Source organism: Phocaeicola faecicola, assembly GCF_013618865.1.
Taxonomy (GTDB): domain Bacteria; phylum Bacteroidota; class Bacteroidia; order Bacteroidales; family Bacteroidaceae; genus Phocaeicola; species Phocaeicola faecicola.
The window spans coordinates 1-2132 of the sequence record NZ_JABSOE010000145.1 but is presented as its reverse complement, the minus strand read 5'-3'; the positions used below and the strand labels follow the sequence as shown (position 1 = coordinate 2132).

The 2132-nt window shown below is 41.1% G+C and carries 2 protein-coding genes and 1 pseudogene; all 3 read right to left on the bottom strand.

Annotated elements, in window-relative coordinates:
- Positions 1 to 76 precede the first annotated feature (76 nt).
- Positions 77 to 406 carry a hypothetical protein gene (locus H3001_RS19015; RefSeq protein WP_181215788.1) on the bottom strand — a complete coding sequence of 110 codons (330 nt, stop codon included), beginning with the start codon at positions 404 to 406 and terminating at the stop codon, positions 77 to 79.
- Between the two features lie 18 nt (positions 407 to 424).
- A complete protein-coding gene (locus H3001_RS19010) occupies positions 425 to 613 on the bottom strand; it encodes a hypothetical protein (RefSeq protein ID WP_178243418.1) in 189 nt (62 codons plus the stop codon).
- 52 nt (positions 614 to 665) lie between these two features.
- Positions 666 to 2006, bottom strand: a pseudogene (locus H3001_RS19005) (polysaccharide biosynthesis tyrosine autokinase); the annotation flags it as partial.
- Positions 2007 to 2132: the final 126 nt, after the last annotated feature.

Here is a 2132-nt window from a genome sequence, read left to right as displayed (position 1 = left end):
TATCAAGGATCTATTTAGCCATGCTGAATACGACATCCTTTACAAAAATGACGGTCAGCTAGAATTGGATTTTACATCATAATGAGCCATATTGAGATGTTTTACATTTTTTAAGAGACACTAGTGAGTGAAACTCTTTATTCGGGGTATTCACATGATTCCCTGCCTGGGGACAGAAAATTCCAATTTCATCATTATTAACCCAATAAATTGGATACTCGTTACCATTACGATCTCCATAAATTGTACGTGAGTTTTCACCATTCATTCCAAAATTCGCATGGCCTGCACTGAATAAAATTTCATCTCCAGTTTCTGCCGGACCATATTTTCCTTCAAAAGCCTCCTCCTTACATGCTGTCGTAATGGAAGCCAAGACAGTTAAAAATAATATTATTTTCTTCATTTAAAGTCCTCCCTATAATTAAAAATCCCATCCAGCATTTTCATCATTAAAATAGTCACTTTCATTTCCAACCTCTTGTGGAGTAATAGATATGGTTTGCTTCGTCTCCTTATCGTTATCCACGATGGAGCCTTTCACCATAAGACCTTGCTCCAACTCCACCTCCAAATACTTGGTCTGTGGAGCTTCATACTTTTTTTTCTTCATAAAAAGCCTCTCTTTCTTTATTGATTAAACATTCTCGTTTTTTGTTATTGCTTTATTTCTTTTTTTCTCCGTAACCGTAGCCATAACCGTAACCATAACCATAACCGTAACCATGATGCAGACTGGCACCATTCAATACAATTGCCATGTTGTTCAATTTTTTCTCCTGATACAACTGCTCAATTTCAGGCAACATACGGCGGTCGAGTTTACCGGCACGCACCACAAAGACGGTCAAATCTACAATACGATTAATGATAGTAGCATCTGCCACCAGTCCTACCGGTACATTATCAACTATGATATAATCATAACGCTTACGCAATTCTGCCACCAGCTCATCCAAACGCTCATCCATCAGCAACTCTGCCGGATTCGGAGCCACCGTTCCAGAAGCAATCACATCAAAAGAATCCGTTTTCTGGATGATATCATCTATGCCTACCGTATTATCGGACAGGAAGTTCGTCATACCCGTCACATGTTTACCCAAATGACGGCTTAACGTACCTTTACGGATATCCAGGTCCATCACAACCACTTTCTTCTTCGCATACACCAGACTCATTGCCAGGTTACGGGAAATAAATGTCTTACCAGATCCAACAGTAAATGAAGTAAAGGTAATCACCTGCATGGCCCGATCTTTCTTTGCCATAAATCCCATATTGGTACGCAGGATACGGAAGGCTTCCGATACAATATCATCTCCCTGAGCCTGTACCGACAGATTCTGTTTTCCTCGTACATGAGGTCTTTCTGCGACCTTCTTATCCAACGGAATCTCACCCAAGAACGGCAATGATACAGCCTTTACAATATCCTTACGGTTATGTACCCGCGTATCCATAAACAGAATCATCAGGAACACAGCTCCCGGAAGTGCGATACCGATTACCAATCCCAACAACAAAATTTTGTTGCGGTTCGGAGAAATCGGAGAATCAGTAGCTTCCGCACTGTCAATCACTCGTGCATTGTTGTCCACCATGGCCTGAGACAATGCATTCTCCTCACGACGGTTCAGCAAGAACAGGTACAGCGACTCCTTGATTTTCTGCTGACGCTCAATAGAAAGCATCTGGCGCTGCTTGGTCGGGATAGCAGCTACACGGTTTTGTGCCTGTTGTTCCCGGCTTTGTGCATCGTTACGCTTCACATTTAGACTCACAATCATATTATCCACCGCACGAATAATGCTCTGCTTCATGGCCCGCAAAGAATTATTCAGTTCTTCCACTACCGGGTTCTTGTCACTACTGTCCGCAATCAGATGATCACGCTTCAATTTCGTTGCATTATAAAGCGATATCTGATTTTCAACATTCATATCATTGATACCTGTATTGGCAGGAATCAAATCCGTATCTTTCTTTGGATCAGTAAGATACTCCACTAGTGTCTCTTAAAAAATGTAAAACATCTCAATATGGCTCATTATGATGTAAAATCCAATTCTAGCTGACCGTCATTTTTGTAAAGGATGTCGTATTCAGCATGGCTAAATAGATCCTTGATA

Bases quoted from the DNA above. Each gene is read 5' to 3' on its own strand.
- H3001_RS19015 (WP_181215788.1), bottom strand. From the start codon at position 406: ATGAAGAAAATAATATTATTTTTAACTGTCTTGGCTTCCATTACGACA.
- H3001_RS19010 (WP_178243418.1), bottom strand. From the start codon at position 613: ATGAAGAAAAAAAAGTATGAAGCTCCACAGACCAAGTATTTGGAGGTG.